Source organism: Streptomyces coacervatus (genome assembly GCF_029223485.1).
Classification (GTDB): Bacteria; Actinomycetota; Actinomycetes; order Streptomycetales; family Streptomycetaceae; genus Streptomyces; species Streptomyces coacervatus.
In genome coordinates this window covers 169,290-190,459 of record NZ_JARHTP010000005.1, presented here as the reverse complement: position 1 = coordinate 190,459, position 21,170 = coordinate 169,290, and the positions used below count along the sequence as shown (strand labels likewise).

Here is a 21,170-nt window from a genome sequence, read left to right as displayed (position 1 = left end):
CCTTGCATTCTCCCTTCCGCTTGCGCTTTGGCAACAGCGTTGCGAAAGTGGAAGGCATGACTGGACGCACGACTCGCACCCCCCTCCGCGTCGGCCTCGTCGGCTACGGCCTCGCGGGCTCCGTCTTCCACGCCCCGCTGATCGCCGCCACCGAGGGCCTCGTCCTCGACACGGTGGTCACCTCGAACCCGGAGCGGCAGGAGCAGGCCCGCGCCGGCTTCCCGGACGTACGCGTCGCGGCGACCCCCGACGAGCTGTTCGACCGCGCCGCCGAGCTGGACCTGATCGTCATCGCGTCCCCGAACAGGACGCATGTCCCGCTGGCGACCGCCGCCCTGAAGGCCGGCCTCCCGGTGGTCGTCGACAAGCCGGTCGCCGGCACGGCGGCCGAGGCACGCGAGCTGGCCGCCCTCGCCGAGGACCGCGGCCTGCTCCTCTCCGTCTTCCAGAACCGCCGCTGGGACAACGACTTCCTGACCCTCCAGCGACTGCTGGCCGAGGGCGAGTTGGGCGACGTATGGCGCTTCGAGTCCCGCTTCGAGCGCTGGCGTCCGCAGCCGAAGGGCGGCTGGCGCGAGTCCGGCGACCCGGCAGAGATCGGAGGTCTCCTCTACGACCTCGGCAGCCATGTCGTCGACCAGGCACTGGTCCTCTTCGGCCCGGCGGCACAGGTCTACGCCGAGTCGGACATCCGCCGCCCGGGCGCCGAGACGGACGACGACACGTTCATCGCCGTCACGCACACCAGCGGCGTCCGCTCCCACCTGTACGTCTCCGCGACGACCGCCCAACTCGGCCCGCGTTTCCGGGTGCTGGGCTCGCAGGCGGGTTACGTCAAGTACGGCCTCGATCCCCAGGAGGCGGCCCTGCGGGAGGGCGACCGCCCCGGGCCGGCGGAGTGGGGCCAGGAACCGGAATCGCTGTGGGGCCGCCTCGGCGCCGGAGAATCCCCGCTGACCGGCGGCGGCAGCACTCCCGTACCCACCCTCCCCGGCGACTACCCCGCGTACTATGCGGCCGTGACCAGGGCCCTCAACGACGACGGTCCCAACCCGGTGACCGCTCTGGAGGCGGCCGCCGCCCTCGACGTACTCGAGGCGGCCCGCCGTTCGGCCCGCGACGGAGTGGCGGTGGCGCTGTGACGCACAACCAGGAGATCACCCCGAAGTTCCACCCGGAACTCACCCCGCCCCTGGAGGAACTGGAGGCGCAGGAACGGCGCCTGGTCTTCAGCCAGTTCACCTACGAGGACGCCTGGGCGCTGGGTTCCCTGCTCGTGGAGCTGGCCAGGGAGCGCCAGGCCCCGGTCGCGATCGACATCCACCGCGCGGGCCAACAGCTCTTCCACGCGGCCCTCCCCGGCTCCACCCCCGACAACGACGCCTGGATCGCCCGCAAACGCCGCGTGGTCGAACGCTACGGCTCCGCCTCCTACCTGGTCGGCGCCCGCTTCCGCGCCAAGGGCACCACCTTCGAGGACGCCTCCCGCCTGGACCCGGACACCTACGCGGCCCATGGCGGCTCCTTCCCGATCAACGTGATGGGCGTGGGCGTGATCGGCACGGTCACGGTGTCGGGACTTCCGCAACTGGCGGACCACCGCTTCGTGGTGGAAGCCCTGGAGGAGTTCCTGCACAAGGGCTGACGCTTTCAGGGGCGCGGGTAACTGCACGTTTTCAGGGGCGCGGGGAACTGCGCGAGCAACCACGAACTACCCGCACTCGCCGTACAAGCGCAGTCCCCCACCCCTCAGGCGTCCTTGAACTCCTGCCGCTGACGTCCAAGCCCTTCGATCTCGAGCTCGACAACATCCCCGCCCCGCAAGAACGGCTTCGGCTCAGGCGCCCCCATCGCAACCCCCGCCGGCGTCCCCGTATTGATCACATCCCCGGGATACAGCGTCATGAACTGACTGACGTACCGCACAACCTCCCGCACAGGAAAGATCTGCTCAGCCGTAGTCCCGTCCTGCTTCAACTCCCCGTTGACCCAAAGCTTCAGCGACAGATCCTGCGGATCATCAACCTCATCCGCCGTCACCAGCCACGGCCCCAACGGATTGAACGTCTCGCAGTTCTTCCCCTTGTCCCAGGTCCCGCCCCGCTCGATCTGGAACTCCCGCTCGGACACGTCGTGCGCCACCGCATATCCGGCGACGTACGCCAGCGGATCCTCGTCGTCCGACAGATACCGGGCCGTGCGCCCGATGACAACGGCGAGCTCGACCTCCCAGTCCGTCTTCACCGACCGGCGAGGAACCAGCACCGTGTCGTAGGGCCCGACCACCGTGTCCGCGGCCTTGAAGAAGATCACCGGCTCGGCGGGCGGCTCGGCCCCGGTCTCGCGCGCATGGTCGTGGTAGTTCAGCCCGATGCACACGATCTTGCCGATCCGTGCGAGGGGCGGCCCGACGCGCAGCCCGGTGGCGTCGAGTGCGGGCAGCTCGCCGGCCTCGGCGGCGGCGCGGATCCGGCCGAGCGCGACATCGTCGGCGAGCAGCGTCCCGTCGATGTCGGCCACGACACCGGACAGATCCCGCAGCACCCCCTCGGCGTCGACCAGCGCAGGCGTCTCCGCTCCCGCAGTACCCACTCGCAGCAGCTTCATGATCACAATCTCCCTCGATCGCGGGGTGCCCGACCGATGGGTGCAGCCATCGGAGGACTGGTCGATCCTCCAAGGTCGGCGTCCAGTCCGCAATACCCGGTTCACGGACTGGACCGCTCAGGAGTAGAGCACCGCTCGCTCGACCGCACTCCAGGCGGTACTCGTCACCACATACAGCGCGGCCGCCAGCGGCACCACCGCCACAGTGAAGAGCGTGAAGAAGGACATGAACGGCATGACCTTGCCGACCGCCCCGAGCCCCGGCACCTGTTCCCTGTCACCGACCGGGACCGGACCCCCGGCGGCCATCGTCCGCTTCGTACGGCGGTAGTTGAAGACAGCGACGACCGCGACCAGGGCGAACAGCCCGAGGTACACGAGCCCCGCGCCCCCGAACACCCCGCCACCGCCGAGCGCATCCGCCCACCGCCCGCCCAGCGGCGCGTCGAGCAGCTGATGCGAGAGCAGCCCGTTCGCCTGTCCGCCGATGCTCGTGCTGGAGAACAGGTGGTAGAGCAGGAAGAACGCCGGCAGCTGCAGCAGAGACGGCAGGCATCCGGAGACCGGCGACACCTTCTCCTCGACATGCAGCTCCAGCACCGCCTTCCGGAGCTTCTCGGGATCCTTCTTGTACTTCTTCTGCAGCTCGGCGATCTTCGGCTGCAACGCGGTACGAACCTTCTGGCCGCGGGCGGCGGCCCGGGACAGGGGATGCACGAGCAGTCGTACGAGAGCGGTGAACAGGACGATGGCGGCGGCCGCCGCCGAGGCGCCGAACAGCGGCTGGAGCAGGTCGGCGAAGTGTCCGACCAGGTCGGCGAACACAGAGAAAACGGACATGAAGACGGACATGGATGAGCCCTCCGGGGTCTCGTCGTGCCGGTACTGGGACATGGCGGCATGACGACCCGCGCGGGGTCACTTATGTGTGCAGGTGAGCCCTACGCGACGGTCGCCGGGAGGGCGAGTCCAGGGGCTCGGGGCCGGGTGCGCCCCTTGGCGTCGGGGTCGCGTTGCGGCAGGAAGGCCGTACGGCGGGCCCGGTCACGGATGGCCGTACGCACGCGCGTGGGCGGCACCGCGGGCGCGGAGCGCGCGGCGAGCAGCGCACAGGCGGCGAGCGCGGACCCGGCGGCGGCAGTCGCGGCGAGCGCGACGGTGGCGGTGAGGTTGCCGGTGTCGAGCAGGGCGATCTGGAGGAGCAGAAGGAGGAGCACGGCGACAGGGCGCGCATTGGCCCAGCTGCGGATCATGCTTCACTCCCCCCTCGTACAACCACTCTCGTACAACCACTCGCCATACGGTCTCGTACGGCTATTCGCCTGCCCTCGTTTATACCTGACCGGTCTCCAGGGGCTGCAACAGCCTCCTCGGTTTGAGCAGCGCTCGGCTGACCGGATCCGCCGGGTCCTGATCGAGTCCGGGCCCCGGGTCCATGAGGACGTCCTCCACGGGTACGACGGCCCCGCACGCGGGGCATTCGCCGTACGGCCCGAGTTCGGTGCCGCAGTCGGCGTGCCGGAAGTAGCGCAGCTGGGTCTCCATGTAGTGCTCGCGGCCCCAGAGGCCGAGGGAGCGGAGGGTCGGCCACAGGGCGATGCCGCGCTCGGTGATGACGTACTCGTCCCGCGGCGGCGACTCCTGGTACCGCCGCTTCTCCAGGATCCCTTCAGCCGTCAGCGACTGCAGGCGGGCGGCGAGGACCGCGCGCGGGATGCCGAGGTGGACGAGGAAGTCGTTGTAGCGCCGCACGCCGTAGAGCGCGTCGCGGATGACGAGCAGCGTCCAGCGCTCACCGACGATCTCCAGCGCGCGGGCGATGGAGCACTCCTGTGTCGCGTAGTCCTTGCCCAGTGCCATGGCATCCACTGTAACCATTTTTGGAGCTCTTGGTTCAGTGACCGAACCTAATGGGGTACGGTTCAGGACATGAATAGGTTCAATGAACGAACCCTCTCTGAAGCCGGCGCACCGAGCACGCCGCCCACAAAGACAACGCCTCCTGAGGAGGCGCCCCCGCACCCCCGCGCCACCCTCGCCCTGACCAGCGCGGCGACGGCCGTGACCCTGATGACGTACACCGCCCCGGTGATCACGCTCCGGGACACCGCCCTCGACCTGCACACCCCGCTCTCCGCACAGGCCTGGCTCATCAACGGCACCCCGCTGGGCCTCGCCGCACTGCTCCTGGTCGCCGGCAGCCTGGCCGACGACTACGGCCGCCGCCGGATCTTCCTCATCGGCACCCTCACCCTCGGCATCACCACGGCCCTCGGCGCCCTGGCCTCCTCCACGCTGCAGTTCACACTGGCCCGTATCGCACAGGGCGCGGCGAGCGCGGCGATCCTGGCGAGCAGCCTGGGCCTGCTGGTCCACGCCTTCCCGACGCCACGAGGCCGACTGCAGGCGACGGGCGTGTGGGGAGCCTTCGTGAGCGGCGGTATCGCGGCGGGGCCGCTGCTGGCGGGCGCGCTGCCCAACTGGCGGGTGGCGTACGGCGTGCTGGGCGCGGCGGCGGTGATCGTGGCGGCCCTGGGGACGCGGACGCTGACGGAATCCCGTTCACCGAGGGGCGGCCGCCCGGACATCCTGGGCGCACTGACCTTCGGCCTGGCACTCGTGTCCCTGGTCGCCGCCCTCACCCTCGGCCGGGACGGCTGGCTGCGCACGGAGGTGGGCCTGCTGTTCCTGGCTGCCATAGTGCTGCTGGCCGTGTTCGCGCTGGTGGAACACCGCACCGCGACCCCGATGATCGATCTGAGCCTGCTGCGCCGACCCGGCTTCCTGGCCTCGTCCACGGGCGGCCTGTTCACCGGCTTCGCGGTGATCGGCCTCTTCAGCTTCCTCCCGGTCCTGTTCCAGCAGGCGCTCGGCCTGACCCCGATGGATACGGCCTGGCTCTTCCTCCTCTGGTCCGGCCTGTCCTTCATCGTGGCGCTGCAGGCCAAGCGCCTCGCGGGCCGCGTCCCGCCCCGCCACCAACTGGCCCTCGGCTTCACCCTGCACGCGGCGGGCGCCCTGGCCATGCTCGGCGCGGTCGACTCCGGCTCCTGGCAGCGCCTCCTCCCAGGCCTGATCCTGGGCGGCATCGGCAGCGGCCTGCTGAACGCCGCCCTGCCGCTGCTGTCGGTGGAGTCGGTACCGGCGGCCCGGGCGGCCATGGGCTCGGGCGCCCAGCAGACCTTCCGCTACATCGGCTCCTGCGCCGGCGTCGCCCTGACGATCGCGATCGTCACGTCCACGAAGGGCGGCCTGGGACACGGTGCGAACATCGCGCTGCTGGTGTCGGCGGGCCTGGCACTGCTGGCGGCCGTCGCCGTACTGGTGTTGCGCGAGCGGGGCGAGCGGACGATCCAGGCGTGACTCAACGCGGGCGCATGGAAACGAGCTTGCCCCAGACCACCAGCCGATACCTCGACGTGTACTCCGGAGTGCAGGTCGTCAGCGTGATGTAGTAGCCCGGCTCGGAGTACCCGTAACCGGGCTTGACGATCGAGCGCGGAATCGGCCGTACGACACCCGAGTCGCGAGCCGAGGTCTGCGGCAGCGTCTTGTCGACGGCGTACGTGTACGTGGCGCTCCTGGTCTCGACCTCGACGAGGTCCTTCGCCCGCAGCCGGTTGACGTACCGGAAGGGTTCGCCGTGGGTGTTCCGATGCCCCGCGAGCGCGAAGTTCCCTGCCTGGCCCGGCTGCCCGGTACCGCGGTAGTGGCCGACGTACCCCTTGTTGAGGACGTCCTGCTTGCTGACGCCCTCGGCGACGGGGACGCGGAGGCCGAGGCGCGGGATGGTGAGGATGGCGTAGGCCTGGGACCAGGAGGGGCTGGACTGCCGCGTACTTGCTGCCTGTTGGCGGGTGCTGGTACCGCTTCCGGGGTCCGGCCCGGGCGTCGCGGCAGAGACGGACGTACCGGAGTCACCGTCGTCGCCGCTGCCTTTGCCGGTGGCTCCATCGCCGGTCGCCCCGTCGCCCCACTCCCGCTCCAGCGCCTCCACCTTCCGCTCGGCGCCGCGCCGGGCCTCCCGGTTGGTCCACCACAGCTGGTGCACGACGAGGAGCAGCAGTACGAGGCCCACGGTGACGAGGAGTTCGCCGCCGGTCCACAGCGCACGCCGGCGTCGGGCGCGCTGCCGCCGGGTGGTGTGCTGCACGACGGGCACCCGCATCCGTACGCCTCCTTCGCCGGGCCGCCTGCACCATAGGGGGCACCCCTGCAAGTAACCAGCCGTAAGCAGTGTTCGGCACTTCGTACAGAGGTTTTCGAAAGGGCTGAGAAAGGGCTGTCACAACTCTCGACAACCCCACACATCACACCCGATGCTTCGTCGTGGCATGAACGGGACAGTCCACTTACGGAGACGACACCATGATCCGACGCAGAACCCTGCTGACGGCGGCGGGCGGCACCCTCCTCGGCAGCGCACTCGCAACCGGCACCGCACGCGCGGACGCCACGATCGCCGTCAACCCGGGGACGTCGTACGGCACTTGGGAGGGCTGGGGCACCTCGCTGGCCTGGTGGGCCAACGTCTTCGGCGCCCGGGACGACTTCGCCGACATCTTCTTCACCACCAAGTCGACGACGTACAACGGCACCTCCCTCCCCGGCCTGGGCCTGAACATCGCCCGCTACAACCTGGGCGCGTGCAGCTCGAACACGGTGAGCGGCGAGAGCATGGTCGCCTCCGCCAACATCCCCGCCTTCAAGCAGATCGAGGGCTACTGGCAGGACTGGAACAACGAGGACCCGACGTCCTCGGCATGGAAGTGGACGGCTGACGCCACCCAGCGCGCGATGCTGGTGAAGGCGACCGCACGCGGCGCCACCACCGAGCTGTTCGCGAACTCCCCCATGTGGTGGATGTGCCTGAACCACAATCCGTCCGGCGCCTCCGACGGCGGCAACAACCTCCAGTCCTGGAACTACCGCCAGCACGCCTCCCACCTGGCCGCGGTGGCCCTCTACGCGAAGAACAACTGGGGCGTGAACTTCGCGACGGTGGAAGCCTTCAACGAGCCCAGCTCCAGCTGGTGGACGGCAACGGGCACGCAAGAGGGCTGCCACATGGACTCGACCGTCCAGTCCGCCGTACTGCCCTACGTCCGAAGCGAGTTGGACAAACGAGGCCTGACGTCGACGAAGATCTCGGCCTCGGACGAGACGAGCTACGACCTGGCCCGCACCACCTGGAACTCCTTCTCGTCGACGACGAAGGGGTATGTGAACCGGGTCAACGTCCACGGCTACCAGGGCTCGGGCGGTCGTAGGGACTTGTTGTACACCGATGTCGTGACGACGGCCGGCAAGGCCCTCTGGAACTCCGAGACCGGCGACAACGACGGCACCGGTTACACCCTCGCCTTCAACCTCCTCTACGACTTCCGCTGGCTGCACCCCACCGCCTGGGTCTACTGGCAGGTCATGGACCCGTCCACGAGTTGGGCGATGATCGCGTACGACGCGAGCACGCTGCAGGCGGGCGCGGTGCAGACGAAGTACTACACGATGGCGCAGTTCAGCCGTCACATCCGCCCGGGCATGAAGATCCTCGACACGGGCGTGAGCAACGCGGTGGCGGCCTACGACGCAAGCGCGAAGCGCCTGGTGATAGTGGCCCTGAACACGTCCTCGTCCGCCCAGACCCTGACCTTCAACCTCTCCAACTTCACCACCGTGACGGGCGGTTCGGGCGGCCTGGTCCCGCGCTGGAACACGGTGACGACGGGCGGCGACCTGTACAAGTCGTACTCGGACACGTTCCTGAGCGGGAAGAGCGTGTCGGCGTCGTTCGCGGGGAAGGCGGTGCAGACGTTGCAGATCGACGGGGTGACGATCTGACACCGTCCGCTCCCCCCGGGCGGCTGCCGGCCGGGCTGGTGGCACTGGCGCTCGGCGGTTTCGGAATAGGCCTGACCGAGTTCGTGATCGCGGGGCTCCTGCCGCAGGTGGGCCGGAGCCTCGCGGTGTCCGAGGCCGCGGCGGGCTGGCTGATCTCCGGATACGCCCTGACCGTCGCGGTGGGCGCGATCGCGCTGACGGCTGCGACGGCCGGCCTGCCCCGCAAACCCGTCCTGTTCGGGCTGGTGGTGCTGTTCGTCCTCGGCAACCTCATCTCCGCCGTCGCACCGAGCTACGGGGTGATGATGCTGGGACGGGTGATCGCAGCCCTGTGCCACGGCTCGTTCTTCGGCATCGGCTCCCTCGTGGCCCGCAGCCTGGTCCCTCCGGAACGGGCATCGAGAGCGGTGGCGGTGATGTTCGCGGGCCTGACGGTCGCGAACGTGCTCGGGGTCCCCTTCGGCGCCCTGGTCGGCGAACGCTGGGGTTGGCGGGCGACGTTCTGGGCGATCACGGGGATCGGGGTGGTCGCGGCGGTGGCGATTGCGGTGCTGGTGCCGGGGTGGGCGGGGAAGCCTGAGGTGGAGAGCGGCGCGGCGAGGGCACTGTCCGCCCAGCTACGGGCCATGCGCTCCCGCCAGGTATGGCTGACCCTCGCCGCGACCGCGCTCAGCTACGGCGGAATGTTCGGCGCGTTCAGCTACCTCGCGTACACGTTCACCGAGGTCACGGGCTTCTCGGACACGGACGTGGCGTGGCTGCTGGTCGTCTACGGCAGCGGCCTGGTCGTCGGCAACCTGGCTGGCGGCCGGGGTGCGGACCGCAACCGCGACCTGACCCTGATCGCGTCCCTGGCCGCTCTGACGGCCACGCTGGCTCTGTTCGGTCTCCTGGCAAGCAGCCCGACCGCATCCATCGTCCTGGTCTTCCTCACGGGCGTGTTCGGCTTCGCCCCCGTCCCCGGCATGATCACGCGCGTGACGGACGCCGCCCAGGGAGTCCCACTGGCGGCCGGCGCGAACGTATCGGCGTCGAATGTCGGGAATGCGCTGGGGGCGTGGCTGGGCGGGATGGCCATCAGCGCGGGCTTCGGTTACACGGCTCCGCTGTACGTCGGGGCAGCGATCGTCCTGGCAGGCCTGGGGACGATGCTGTTCGCGGCACACGGGACGGCCGGGCAGGAGGGGTAATAGTGAGCTGTCTCCCGATCCCGCCCTTTGACCAGCACAGACCTCTTCTTCGTCACTGATGGGCAGTACGGTTTCCCTCATGCGCCCCGACACGCCTGCCGAGAACGTCGACCACACCGCCGAAGCGGCCCGCCTGGAGCGAACCGCCGGCCTGTACCCCGAGGACGCCGAGGCCCTGCTCCTCCAGGCCGCGGCCCACCTCGAACTCTCCGGCGACCGCCCCGCCGCGACCACGCTCTACGACCGCCTGCTGTCGTCCCAGGCGGGCCTGGAGAACCCGTATCTCGTACGGTCCCTGAAGGCCTCGAACCTCTGGGAGTACGGCCACGAGGCCGAGGCCCGAGCAATCATCGACGGCGTCAGGGCAGGCTCCCCGCGCGACCCGGCCCCCTGGGTGATCGTGGCGGAGGCACTGGAGTCCCACGATGAGCTGGAGGCGGCCCAGGAGACGTTCACGGAGGGGGCGACTGTGCTCCTGACAGGCGTGGAGGAACCCCCGTACTCGACGCACCCGCTGCTGTTCGGCCGCCACAGGGTGCGGCGGATGCTGGGCGTGGCGCACGACGAGTGGGACACGGTGGCGGACCTGCTGCACTCGTCCCCGGTCTCCTTGGACGAGCTGCACGACCCGAAGCGGGTGTGGTCGCTGGGGTCCGACAACCCCGCGGAACTGGCGGCGGAAATCTCGCGGCTGCGGGCAGAGCTGGGGGCTTACCGGGAGGCGTTGTCCCGTCCCTTCCCGGTGGCGGTGCTGCACTGGCCGGCGGGGGAACTGGCGGAGCTGGTGGAGGCGTATCCCTCGCTGGGCGCCGAGTACCCCTCGCATGAGGAGCACCTGGCGACGATAGAGGGGTCACTGCGGGAACTGGCGGCGAGTGGGACGCCGAATCTGGGGATTGTGACGGGGACGGTGCCGTCGTACGAGGCGTTCGCGGCTTCGGAGGGGGCTTCGCCGGGTGAGGCGGAGTTGTTGCCGCAGTATGCGACGACGTTGGCGGCTCGGGGGCGGGCTGTGGAGTGGCCGCCGCAGCGGGGGGCTGGTTGTTGGTGTGGGTCGGGGCGGGTCTACGAGGGGTGCCACGGGGCGTAGCCGTAGCGGCCCCACAGCGTCGGTTGCCACCACTCTGGACTTATCCAGGCGATGCCCGGGACTGATCCAGAGTGCTGGCCAGCTTGTCTCTACCGGCCAGGCAGCTGTCCGAAACTGATCACCTTTCGACATGGAACCTTCGATTGACAGTGGCGACTGTTAGAACTGATCCATATCGGCGCGAGCAATCGTGCACGAGGACCACGAGGGATCAGAGGAGCGGTCGTGACGGAACCGGGGGGCCAGTCGAGGCCGATTGCGGGTGTCTACGAAAAGCTGATCACCCGCAGCGTGCACGACGAGCTACGGCAGTTCAAGGCTGCGGGTTGGGAACCCATCGATGCCGAGGTCAGCACCGAGTCCACCCCTCACGTACTGGCTCGATACATCAGTGACGCGGTCGGGCGTCGACTGAGCCAGCTCCCGCCTGAGGATCGAGTGACCGTCGCCAACCAAATCCTGGAGTCCTTGGCTTCGGGCGTACCGGATTCGGACGAAGCCGAGGCCATAGGCACCATCGTCGACGGCCCGCGGCAACTCCTCGCCCTCGCCAAGCAAGAAGCTCCGGGCGCTTATGCCCTCCGCCCCCTCACCCCTCTCTCCGAAACATCCCTCATCACCAACTCCCCCGAAGATCCCAACCTCGGTGCGGAGTTGAGGGCCGAGCTCGCGACCGCAGACCGCATCGATCTGCTCTGCGCGTTCGTGAAGTGGTACGGCATCCGCGTCCTGGAAGACTCGCTGCGCGCCGCGAGGGAACGGGGCGTACCGATCCGCGTCATCACGACGACCTACATGGGCGCCACCGACCGGCATGCACTCGATCGCCTCGTTCGCGATTTCGGTGCCACCGTTAAGGTCAACTACGAGACCCGATCCACGCGCCTGCATGCAAAGGCCTGGCTCTTTCGACGCGAGACCGGCTTCGATACCGCGTACGTCGGCAGCTCGAACCTGTCGAAGGCCGCTCTCCTGGACGGCTTGGAGTGGAACGTACGCCTGTCGTCCGTTGCCACCCCCGCAGTACTCAACAAGTTCGAGGCCACCTTCGACGCGTACTGGAACGACACGGCATTCGAGCTCTACGACCCGGATCGCGACGCACTCAAGCTGGACGAAGCTCTGGGCGTGGCGGGCGGCCCGACATCCGGCCAAGACTCCAAAATCAGTCTCTCGGGCCTTGAGGTTCGGCCGTATCCACACCAGGCCGACATGCTGGAGCGGCTGCGCGTTGAGCGCGAAGTCCGCGGACATCATCACAACCTGCTGGTCGCTGCGACCGGAACCGGCAAGACCGTCATGGCGGCCCTTGACTACCGCAATCTGCATAAGCGGTGGGGCGGCAAGCAGTACCCGCGGCTACTCTTCGTGGCACACCGCAAAGAGATCTTGAAGCAGTCCTTGCGCAAGTACCGTGAGGTGCTCGATGACGCATCGTTCGGTGAACCGCTCTTCAGTGGCGAGCTACCGCGTGACTGGCAGCACGTCTTTGCCAGTGTCCAATCGCTGACCGACCAGCGACTCGACCAGTTCGACCCGGAGCACTTCGACATCATCGTCGTCGACGAGTTCCATCACGCTACGGCTACGACGTATCGCCGCGTACTCAACCATTTCAAGCCGAAACAACTCCTCGGCCTGACCGCTACTCCCGAGCGTGCCGACGGACTCAACGTGCAAGACGAGTTCTTTGACGGCAGGATCGCCGCCGAGATGCGACTGTGGGAGGCGCTCGACAACGACCTCCTATGCCCGTTCCACTACTTCGGCCTGCCCGACGGGACGGACCTCACCCGCCTCAACTGGCGTTCGGGGACGTACGACCAGAGCCAACTCGGCGACTTGTTCTCCGCCGACCATGCCCGAGCTCGCATCGTCATCAAGCAGGTGCGAGACAAGGTATCCGACCCCATGAGCATGCGGGCGCTCGGCTTTTGCGTCACCAGGAAGCACGCCCACTTCATGGCACAGTGCTTCCAGAACGCAGGAATCAAGGCTGAGGCCTTGGACAGCGAGTCGAATCCCGAAACCCGTGACCGAATCCTGTCCGAACTCAAGGCAGGACAGATCCAGGTCATCTTCTCCGTAGACCTGTTCAACGAGGGCTTGGACATCCCCGACGTCGATACGTTGCTCCTCCTCCGTCCTACGAACAGCGCCACCCTCTTCCTTCAACAACTCGGCCGAGGCCTGCGCCGTACACAGGACAAGCCCGTGCTCACCGTGCTCGACTTCATCGGCCAGCATCGCGCCGAGTTCCGGTTCGAAGAGCAGTTCCGCGCCATGACGAACCTGTCGCGCAACCGGCTTCTTGAACACGCTGAGCACGACTTCCCTCTACTCCCATCTGGCTGCCAGATCATCCTTGAGGGCAAGTCCAAGGACCTGGTGCTGGAGAACATCCGCAGCCAGATCAAGGCAACTGTCCAAACCCTCGCCAAGGAAGTCAGGGTCTTCAATACGCCGTTCCTCGCCGACTACCTCCGGGAGAGCCGCCGCGAGATCAAGGAGCTGTACAAGTCGAGCAACTCGTGGACGTCCGTCCTACGCCGCGCCGGCTTGGCGGACCAGCCTGAACAGGCAGATGAGGAAGGGCTGTTGAAGCGCGTGCAGGCGTTCCTGCACGTCGACGACCTCGAACGTCGAGACGCGTACATCCGCCTGCTGAGCGATGACGCGCCGACGTATGAGGCTCTGAGCCCGAAAGACAAGACGTACGCACGCATGCTCTTCTTCAACCTCTGGGACAAGGCCGGTGGTTTTAGCTCTTACGCGCAAGGCCTTGAATCACTCCGTGAGCAGCGAGCCTTCCGTAGCGAACTGCGGCAGGTGCTCGACCACGTGATGGGCCAGGCCGACCACTTCCCCATTCCCTTGGAGGGCCCGCACGCGCACATCCCACTGAAGATCCATAGCGCGTACAACCGCTCGGAGATCCTGGCCGCACTTGGCGTCGCCCGCCTCGGCGGGCAGATGCCTGGCTCCTTTGCGCAGGGAGTCCTCTGGGACGAGCCGAACAAGACAGACGCGCTGCTGATCACTCTTGAGAAGAACGAGAAGGACTTCTCCCCCACCGTCCGATACAAGGACTACGCGTTGAGCCCTTCTCTCTTCCACTGGGAGTCACAGAGCACGACCGCAGACACCTCGCCCACCGGTCTCCGCTATCAACAGCACGCCCAACGCGGCAGCCACGTGCTGCTGTTCATGCGGCGTTACAAGGACACCGACATCGGCAAAGCCCAACCCTGGATGCTGCTCGGCCCTGCAGCCTATGTCCGGCACGAGGGCAGCAAGCCCATGGCCATCACCTGGCAGCTGCATCATGAGCTGCCTGCGGATGTGTGGTCGTACTCGGCCATCGCCGGGGGTTAGCGGAGTCGCCGACCATCAGGCAACCTCGCTGATCTCAGCCTCAAAGTGAGTCTGGGCTCGGTCGAGTACGTCATCGGGATCATGCCCGTGTGCATGCAGCCAGTGCAGTACGTCGGCCATGACCCCGATGGCGGCCTCTTCTGCCGCTGCCGTGCTCAGCAGACTGCCACCCCCAGCCATGGCCCTACCGTGCGGAAGTGGCCAGGATCCGTACAGATCAAGGATGGCTTCGGCGCGCGTGACGCGGGGACCGTTCGTCTGGCTGCAGGCGGCGGAGGCATCAACAGCAAGCTCACACCACACCACTTTGGAGTCGCCGCGAAGGATCACACCCCACCGGTTGCCCGTCATGGCGTCGACGAGCGCCATGCCCCGCCCCGACTCCGAGACGCTGCTGGCTTCGAGCAAGGTGGGCAACGCCCGCGTATCAGGATCCTCAACTTCTAGGCGTAGATACGGCTCGCTGAACGCCACTCGCAGCGTTACGGGTGTTCCCTCGCCGATATGCCGAATGACGTTGGTCACCAGCTCTGTTACGCAGATCTGCGCTGCGTCCACGTGATCGGACAGCCCCCACAGGATGAGCCGAAGCCTCAACATCCGCCTCAGCTGGGCGACTTCATTCGGATGGGCAATGAATGCGTGCAGCCAGGGCTCTCGTCCGACACAGTCGCCTACGTAGATCATCTTCGACCACCTTTCACGCGCTTCGTTGCGCACTGTGCATCCTTTGATGACTCCCAGTGACAGAGTCGCAGCGAGTAGCCCTTCGTGCAACATGCACGAAGGGATTCCCCCTTTAGGGTGATTGGCCTTTCGCACCCCTTCCGATGGGATGGAGCTTCCGCTAGCCCACTAGGAGTTGACATGGCCGGATCCCCCACGGCTCGCCGTCGCCGACTTGCGATCGAGCTCAGGCGGCTACGTGAAGAGAGCAGCCTTACCTGTAGCCAGGTAGGCAAGGAGCTGGACTGGAGCAGTTCCAAGGTCAGCCGCATGGAGACGGGACAGGGACGCGTTCAACCCTCAGACGTCGAAGCCCTATGCCGCTTCTACGGGACCCCCGAAGAGCTACGCGATCTGCTGAAGTCGCTGGCTAAGGAATCCAAGACAAAGGGGTGGTGGCACGCCCACGGCGATGCGATCCCCGCCTGGTTCTCTGTGTACGTCGGCCTGGAGCAGGCGGCTTCCAACTTGCGTAGCTACCAGGCCGAGTTCATCCCCGGCCTGCTGCAAACCGATGAGTACGCCACCGAGCAGTGCCGCGCGTGGGTCGACCACACCCCCGAGGACATTCAGCGCATGGTCGGCGTCCGTATGCGCCGCCAAGAACTACTCACCAGCGAGAGCGCACCCGACCTTTGGGCCGTGCTCCACCAAAGTGCACTGCAGCACGTGGTCGGCAGCCGCCAGGTCATGGCCCGCCAACTCGAACGTATGCTGGAAATCAGCAAGTTGAAGAACGTGACCGTCCAGGTTCTGCCGTTCGATGCGGGCGCCTACCCCACCACGGGGTCATACACGATCCTCGGCTTCCCGGAGCAGGAGGACCGAGACTTGGTCTACCGAGAGGGGCTTACCGATTCGGTCTACCTCGAAGAGCCCAAGGACGTAGCCCTCTACACGAAAGCGTTCGACCACCTCAGGGCCTTGGCATTGAGCCCTCAGCGCTCGACCTTGCTGATCACGAGACTCTTGGAGGAGCACTCCCGATGATGCCGTCGTCCAGCATCCAGTGGCGCAAGAGCAGCTACAGCAACGGCATGGGGGGCGAGTGCTTGGAAATAGCCGAGCTCACCGAGGTAGTCGCGATCCGCGACTCCAAGGTCACCTCGGGGCCGCAACTCATCCTGAGCACTGCTGCATGGCAGGGCTTCATACGGGCCCTGCTCCCAGACCACCAGGAACTCACTAGCTGACCGGCTGCCGCGGATCACGAACGATCTCACCAGCTCGCTGAAGGAAGGCGGCGTGCGCCAGCACCATCTCATCTCTAGCCTGGTCAAATCGGGGCCAATCTGCGCTTGCACCTGAGGAACTCGCCCTCGCCAGATGCAGCAAGGTGCGCACCGCGGCTACCGACTTCCCCGTTAGCGCATAGGCCAACGAATTTGCCTCATTTGGCCCCCATAGCGCCAATTGGCTGGTCTTTGCTTGCAGTTCAAGCATGCGCTCTCGCACCTCACGCCCTGCCGCTCCATCAAGGCTGGCTGCGTTTCGCACCTCCGGCGCGATACGGACAAGCACTTCATCGAGAGCGGCATAGGCCGCAATGAGGGCAGCGAAGGACTGATGCCGCTGAGTACGCACCCACTGCCAGTGCTCCGCCGCTGCCGCACCATGCACCTGAGCTAGCGCCGCCTCAACTGCCTTACGCCCACCAGCTTCCGCACCATGTTTGGCGTACATGCCAGCGATCACAGCCCCGACGACCGCGGCTGCGAAAGCGATAACACCCGTGATGACCGTCCCCGTTGCGTCACTCATCGCACCATCCTCGACTGGATCCAGCGCTGCCACAACGATCACTCTGCGCGACTCTGGTCACTTCCCGCACTCCGTGAGCACTGAAACCATTAACCTCGACTCATGACGACGCCCACGACCGGGTTTCAGCCCGGCGACATCCTCACCCGCGCAGAAATCCACCCCGTCTTAGGTGGAAGCGGCTACGCCGGAATCTGCCCGGCAAAGGAGAAACGGAACGTACTCCTGTTCTCCGATAGCAAGGTTGGCGAGCGTTACGGATATCGCGACGGATGGCTCGCCGAGGATGACGCCTTGGGCCCCATTTTCACCTACACAGGAGCCGGGAAGCGAGGCGACCAGACCCCCAGTGGCGGAAATTCCGCGATCCTGGAACACGCCAGCAAGGGTCGCACCTTGCATCTATTCATCGCCGTAGGAAAAGTCCCGGGGAGCGACACACGCAGACATAAATACATAGGTAAATTCAAGCTTGACGAGCGCAAGGCATTCGAGATACGGGAAGCCAAAGACGAATTAGAGCAGGACCGTAACGTCATCGTCTTCCGACTACGCCCCATTGACCCGTACATACGGGACGTCTCCGATACTCTTCCAGCAGCACCCAATTCCAGGTTGCGGTTCCATCGGAGCGCAGGCCGTCTCGCTCGTTCGTACCGACGCCAGAGACGCCAGCAACAGCAGCCAACTGACGCCGACCTGCTAGGCGCGGCCCGCGATGACCTGGCAGATGCCTTCGAGGAGCGTGAGGCTGCAGCTGGGGGAAACATCGTTCAAATGGAATTGTCGATGCGGAACTCGACATCTCAACTTGCCTTCGACCTCTACAACCAGACGAACAACACGCTGTACGAGCCGACGGGCAGCGCAGCAAGCGAGTCGATCACTCAGGCTCTTGCTCAACTCCTACGCGCACGGCACCACTTGAGAAGCCTCACCCACGATCAGCCTCTCCAACTGATGGTGCTCACTCCGGCGCTTCCCCAAGAAGATCTCCGTGACCTGCTCGCTGAACACGGGATTGGCATCGTGTATCGAAACGACAGCGGCGATTTCTCAGAGTTCGCGGGGAACACCACCACGTCTTCCAGCACTCTTCGGGGTTTCCGCTGCGTGGATTGCCCCGTGCCAGCCTAATAGGTCTCCGTTAAGTAAGGCTCTTTCGCATGTGCGGTCTGCGCGTGAGTCGTCGTGAGGTGCTGACGGTGGCGTGACGAACGGGGGCATCCCGCTGGCTGGGCGAGTCACCAAAAGGCATCCTCACCTGCGGAGATGCCCCAGCTGCCGGTGGCGACCGGGAGTACCCCGGCGACCCTGGCACGAGTGGGTGTCCGTCAGGAGCAGGATCCGTTGCCAGACCCGTCCACACTGCAAGTGAGCGTCTTGATGAAGGTAGCTTCATCTCCGGCAGAGTCCGTCTCGATGAAGCTGACGACGATCGTGCCGCCGTTGCTGACCATGTGCGATGTAAGCGACGAGATGGAGGCGCTTTCCGGATCCGGGTCGTTGCCGACCGTTCCGCTCCCGTTAGCCGTACCGGCCCAGGGAGAACTGCCTGTGCTGAATGGAGGGACGGTGGGGTTGCCGTAATCCACAGCCGACGTGTCCGTCCAACTTGCACCTGCTGCCGCGCCGCTCAGGCCCCAACTAAGCTTGAGCCCAATCCACGTGTGGACATTGACTGAGATGTTGGTGATCGATGGGGCGGCCGCGTGGGCCGGGGCGGCGAGCGCCGTGGCACCGCCGACAGCCAATATCAATGCGGCAGTCCCACTGCCGAGGCGACGTCTGGTTCCTGACATGAGCTACTCCCTCTCGGACGGCGGCGCTCGGAGAATGCGCTGCTCCTGAGAGCCGCATGAATTGGAGTGTCCTGCCGGGGGCGGGAATTAGCCATGCGGGTGATGGGGCGTGCGGTGGTGCGAAACAGGCGCGCCACCACAAGCTCTGGATGCTCGATGATGACGAGCCAGTCGAGGCGTGGTGCTCAGGGAGCCTCTTGCAACCTGGCAATCATCAGACGATCTCCGAGTGGGTGTTGCCCGGCCCGCGTCTCCAAGAGCGACGAGGGCCGAAGGCGCTGACACCGAAGCGCCTGGTCAGTTAATCGGTTGCAGGCCACCGAGACGGGGTGTCTGATCCCGGCTATGACGATTGTGCTGAGGACGCCGACGGCCGACGGAGTGCGCGAGGCCACTGCGGCGCTGCGGGAGTGGCAGCACGACGAAACGCCGATGCAGCTGCATCCCGGGGACATCGGCTGGAACTACCGGTTCGGAACGGCCGAGACGGCCGCGGCGGTACGGACCTGGAGCCGGAACGGACGGATCCTCGCCGTCGGGATGCTGGATTCGCCGACGCTCGTGCGGATGACGGTCGCTTCCGACGCTTTCCATGACGAGGACTTGGCACGGCGGCTCGTCGAGGACTTCTCGCTGCCCGAGCGCGGCGTGCTGCCCGAAGGAGCAGTGTCCGTCGAGGCGCCGCAAGGCCTGCTGCTCCACGACCTGTTGACCAAGGAGGGCTGGGGCGTCGACGAGCCGTGGACGCCGCTCTTCCGCGACCTCGCCGAAGCGGTGGAGGACCCCGGCGTGCGGATCAAGGAGATCGGCCTGGAGCAGGCGCAGGACTTCGCCGACGTCCTGCGGTCCGCGTTCAACACCACGAAGCCCACGCGCGAGTACCGGCACAAGATGTCCGCGGCACCGTTCTACGCCGACGCCCGCTGCCTGGGTGCTTACGACGACCAGGGCAACCCTGCGGCGGTGGTGACGGTCTGGTCGGCCGGCCCGGGGAAACCAGGACTGGTCGAGCCGATGGGCGTCCACACGGACCACCGCGGCCGCGGCTATGGCCGGGCGATCACCGTCGCCGGGGCGGCCGCACTACGGGAGATGGGCTCGTCAAGCGTGCGAGTGTGCACACCGAGCTCCAACGTCGGCGGCGTCGCCACTTACAAGGCGGCCGGATTCGCGGCGAGGCCGGAGATCGCCGACCGGATCCGGAAGGTCTGACGTCGGGTCTGCGGACCTTCTCACCATGCCGCAGCACCTCGTACGGCGGCCATCGCGCCAGAGGCTCGTGCAGCAGCCGCACGAGGCTCTGCTCTCGGCTCGATCGGACATCCGCTGCTCCAACTCCGAGGGCGCCCGGCAGACGAGGGCGGTTCCATCTCATCCGCATAGCGCACACCAACGACGTCCTGCGCAAATGACCATCAGTCGGCCGTACAAGCCAGCCAAGCACCTCGAAGCGCCGAAGTCAGTAGCTACCCTGCCTCCATGATTCGCGCAGTGGTCTTCGACGTCGGCGAAGCCTCGTGAACGAGACACGTGAGTACGGGTCTTGGGCCGACTGGCTTGGTGTCCCGCGGCACACATTTCACGCGATGTTCGGTGCGGTCATCGCTCAAGGGCGGGACTACCGCGAGATCTTCCAGGAATTCCGGCCCGGGTTCGATCTGTACGAGGAGCGCGAGAGGCGTGCTGCCGCAGGGCAGGCTGAGACATTCGGAGAGGCGGATCTGTACGAGGATGTCCGGCCAGCTCTCGCTCAGCTCCGAGCTGACGGCCTCTGGCTCGGTATCGCGGGCAATCAGACCGTGCGAGCGGGGCACATCCTGCGGGCGCTTTTCTCCGGCGACGTCGATCTGATCGGCACCTCGGACGACTGGGGTGCCAGCAAGCCCGACCCCGAGTTCTTCAAGCGGGTCGCCGATGCCGTGCCCTTCGAGGTTGGCGAGATCCTCTACGTCGGAGATCGGTGCGACAACGACATCCGCCCGGCCCGAGAGGCCGACATGCTGACCGCGCTTGTGCGTCGCGGGCCGTGGGCCACCATCCAGTGGAACAGCCGTGAAGCAAGCGAGCTGCCGACCTTTCGTGTCAACAGCTTGCTTGAACTGGCCTTCTGTATCGACGAGTTCAACAACTCGACTTCCTAACGGTTGCCAGGCTCATACGGTTCTGCGCCGCAGGATCAACGCGTCGTACAAAGGCGCGTCGGGGAATGGCAGCACCTCGCCGAACCACTCGTAACCCCACGACTCGTACAGCGAACGGACCTTGAGATGGTCCCGCTCGACCAGAAGCGTGACGCGTTCCTCTGGCCGGTCGAGCAGCAGCGCGTCGTGGACCTGTCGTGCGCAACCCATGCCGCGGACCCTCTCGACCACCATGAGCTCTGAGAGCGCGAAGGTGCGTGCTCCGGTCTCCGCGGTGGCGCCGTCCTGCACTGGAGTACGGAGGCCGCTCCACCAGCGTGTCGTCTCCTGGAGTGTGCAGCCGTACGCGTAGCCGATCGGTGTCTCGTCGACATAGCCCACAACCGCAGCGAACCCAGGAACCTCGGCGTTCCATCCGAGTCGCTCATCGAACCTTTCGACGCTGTGGAAATCCTCGCTCAACCGGCCCCTGTAGACCTCGGCGTAGACGTCGAGAAGCTGCTGCCGGATGTCACCCAGCCCGGCCGCGTCCCTCCGTTCCAGCTGTAGCCCGTCCACTCTGTGCTCCCGTCTGTCATCGCAACTTCAGGAGGCTCGTGGCCTCCAATGCATATGTGTATCCACCGAGTTGAGACGT

Annotated in this window: 20 protein-coding genes and 1 pseudogene; 12 read left to right on the top strand and 9 right to left on the bottom strand. The window is 66.4% G+C overall.

Annotation, left to right across the window (positions count from 1 at the left end):
- The first annotated feature begins 56 nt into the window (after positions 1–56).
- Both P2Q00_RS14585 and P2Q00_RS14580 read left to right on the top strand, forming a co-directional pair.
- Positions 57–1,142, top strand: a complete 1,086-nt coding sequence (locus tag P2Q00_RS14585; protein ID WP_275772905.1) for a Gfo/Idh/MocA family protein — start codon at positions 57–59, stop codon at positions 1,140–1,142.
- Positions 1,139–1,645: a heme-degrading domain-containing protein gene (locus P2Q00_RS14580; protein WP_275772904.1), complete on the top strand. Its 507-nt coding sequence runs from the start codon at positions 1,139–1,141 to the stop codon at positions 1,643–1,645. The genes P2Q00_RS14585 and P2Q00_RS14580 overlap by 4 nt, the downstream gene beginning before the upstream one ends.
- Positions 1,646–1,749: 104 nt before the next feature.
- Here P2Q00_RS14580 and P2Q00_RS14575 read toward each other — a convergent pair whose 3' ends face one another.
- The 4 genes from P2Q00_RS14575 to P2Q00_RS14560 form a co-directional block, all read right to left on the bottom strand.
- Positions 1,750–2,607, bottom strand: a complete 858-nt coding sequence (locus P2Q00_RS14575; RefSeq protein WP_275772903.1) for a fumarylacetoacetate hydrolase family protein — start codon at positions 2,605–2,607, stop codon at positions 1,750–1,752.
- A 117-nt stretch (positions 2,608–2,724) separates the two neighbouring features.
- A complete protein-coding gene (locus tag P2Q00_RS14570) occupies positions 2,725–3,447 on the bottom strand; it encodes a YidC/Oxa1 family membrane protein insertase (protein WP_275772902.1) in 723 nt (240 codons plus the stop codon).
- Between the two features lie 101 nt (positions 3,448–3,548).
- A complete protein-coding gene (locus tag P2Q00_RS14565) occupies positions 3,549–3,860 on the bottom strand; it encodes a DUF6412 domain-containing protein (protein WP_275772901.1) in 312 nt (103 codons plus the stop codon).
- Positions 3,861–3,939: 79 nt separating this feature from the next.
- The gene (locus P2Q00_RS14560; RefSeq protein WP_275772900.1) at positions 3,940–4,467 is read right to left on the bottom strand and encodes a winged helix-turn-helix transcriptional regulator; all 528 of its coding nucleotides are present in this window, start codon (positions 4,465–4,467) and stop codon (positions 3,940–3,942) included.
- Positions 4,468–4,536: 69 nt separating this feature from the next.
- Between P2Q00_RS14560 and P2Q00_RS14555 the strand changes: the two genes are divergently transcribed.
- A complete protein-coding gene (locus tag P2Q00_RS14555; protein ID WP_275772899.1) occupies positions 4,537–5,970 on the top strand; it encodes an MFS transporter in 1,434 nt (477 codons plus the stop codon).
- Between the two features lies 1 nt (position 5,971).
- Here the strand turns inward: P2Q00_RS14555 and P2Q00_RS14550 are convergent, their stop codons facing one another.
- Positions 5,972–6,775 (bottom strand): class E sortase, encoded by an 804-nt coding sequence (locus tag P2Q00_RS14550; protein ID WP_275772898.1) that lies wholly within the window; start codon positions 6,773–6,775, stop codon positions 5,972–5,974.
- A gap of 200 nt (positions 6,776–6,975) precedes the next feature.
- Between P2Q00_RS14550 and P2Q00_RS14545 the strand changes: the two genes are divergently transcribed.
- From P2Q00_RS14545 to P2Q00_RS14530, 4 genes are all read left to right on the top strand, one after another.
- Positions 6,976–8,448 (top strand): glycoside hydrolase, encoded by a 1,473-nt coding sequence (locus P2Q00_RS14545; RefSeq protein ID WP_275772897.1) that lies wholly within the window; start codon positions 6,976–6,978, stop codon positions 8,446–8,448.
- Positions 8,449–8,471: 23 nt separating this feature from the next.
- A complete protein-coding gene (locus P2Q00_RS14540) occupies positions 8,472–9,638 on the top strand; it encodes an MFS transporter (protein WP_275773173.1) in 1,167 nt (388 codons plus the stop codon).
- Between the two features lie 79 nt (positions 9,639–9,717).
- Entirely contained in the window at positions 9,718–10,728 is a 1,011-nt protein-coding gene (locus P2Q00_RS14535; protein WP_275772896.1) for an SEC-C domain-containing protein, read from the top strand.
- A 225-nt stretch (positions 10,729–10,953) separates the two neighbouring features.
- Positions 10,954–14,103, top strand: a complete 3,150-nt coding sequence (locus tag P2Q00_RS14530) for a DEAD/DEAH box helicase (RefSeq protein WP_275772895.1) — start codon at positions 10,954–10,956, stop codon at positions 14,101–14,103.
- Between the two features lie 15 nt (positions 14,104–14,118).
- Here the strand turns inward: P2Q00_RS14530 and P2Q00_RS14525 are convergent, their stop codons facing one another.
- Positions 14,119–14,823 carry an ATP-binding protein gene (locus P2Q00_RS14525; RefSeq protein ID WP_338059313.1) on the bottom strand — a complete coding sequence of 235 codons (705 nt, stop codon included), beginning with the start codon at positions 14,821–14,823 and terminating at the stop codon, positions 14,119–14,121.
- A 147-nt stretch (positions 14,824–14,970) separates the two neighbouring features.
- Here P2Q00_RS14525 and P2Q00_RS14520 point away from each other — a divergent pair, with 147 nt between their 5' ends.
- Both P2Q00_RS14520 and P2Q00_RS14515 read left to right on the top strand, forming a co-directional pair.
- A complete protein-coding gene (locus P2Q00_RS14520; RefSeq protein WP_275772894.1) occupies positions 14,971–15,819 on the top strand; it encodes a helix-turn-helix domain-containing protein in 849 nt (282 codons plus the stop codon).
- Complete coding sequence (locus tag P2Q00_RS14515) at positions 15,816–16,022, top strand: DUF397 domain-containing protein (RefSeq protein ID WP_275772893.1); 207 nt, start codon at positions 15,816–15,818, stop codon at positions 16,020–16,022. The genes P2Q00_RS14520 and P2Q00_RS14515 overlap by 4 nt, the downstream gene beginning before the upstream one ends.
- On the opposite strand, the gene P2Q00_RS14510 is transcribed toward P2Q00_RS14515, so the two are convergent.
- Positions 16,015–16,632, bottom strand: coding sequence for a hypothetical protein (locus P2Q00_RS14510; protein ID WP_275772892.1), 618 nt, complete (start codon positions 16,630–16,632; stop codon positions 16,015–16,017). The genes P2Q00_RS14515 and P2Q00_RS14510 overlap by 8 nt on opposite strands.
- A gap of 60 nt (positions 16,633–16,692) precedes the next feature.
- Between P2Q00_RS14510 and P2Q00_RS14505 the strand changes: the two genes are divergently transcribed.
- Positions 16,693–17,727 carry an SRA domain-containing endonuclease gene (locus tag P2Q00_RS14505; protein ID WP_275772891.1) on the top strand — a complete coding sequence of 345 codons (1,035 nt, stop codon included), beginning with the start codon at positions 16,693–16,695 and terminating at the stop codon, positions 17,725–17,727.
- A 197-nt stretch (positions 17,728–17,924) separates the two neighbouring features.
- Here the strand turns inward: P2Q00_RS14505 and P2Q00_RS14500 are convergent, their stop codons facing one another.
- A complete protein-coding gene (locus P2Q00_RS14500) occupies positions 17,925–18,392 on the bottom strand; it encodes a hypothetical protein (protein WP_275772890.1) in 468 nt (155 codons plus the stop codon).
- A 345-nt stretch (positions 18,393–18,737) separates the two neighbouring features.
- Between P2Q00_RS14500 and P2Q00_RS14495 the strand changes: the two genes are divergently transcribed.
- On the top strand, positions 18,738–19,604 hold the full coding sequence (locus P2Q00_RS14495; protein ID WP_275772889.1) for a GNAT family N-acetyltransferase: 867 nt from the start codon (positions 18,738–18,740) through the stop codon (positions 19,602–19,604).
- A gap of 267 nt (positions 19,605–19,871) precedes the next feature.
- Positions 19,872–20,533: pseudogene (locus P2Q00_RS14490) on the top strand (HAD family hydrolase).
- Positions 20,534–20,545: 12 nt separating this feature from the next.
- Here the strand turns inward: P2Q00_RS14490 and P2Q00_RS14485 are convergent.
- Complete coding sequence (locus P2Q00_RS14485; protein WP_275772888.1) at positions 20,546–21,091, bottom strand: GNAT family N-acetyltransferase; 546 nt, start codon at positions 21,089–21,091, stop codon at positions 20,546–20,548.
- Positions 21,092–21,170 lie beyond the last annotated feature (79 nt).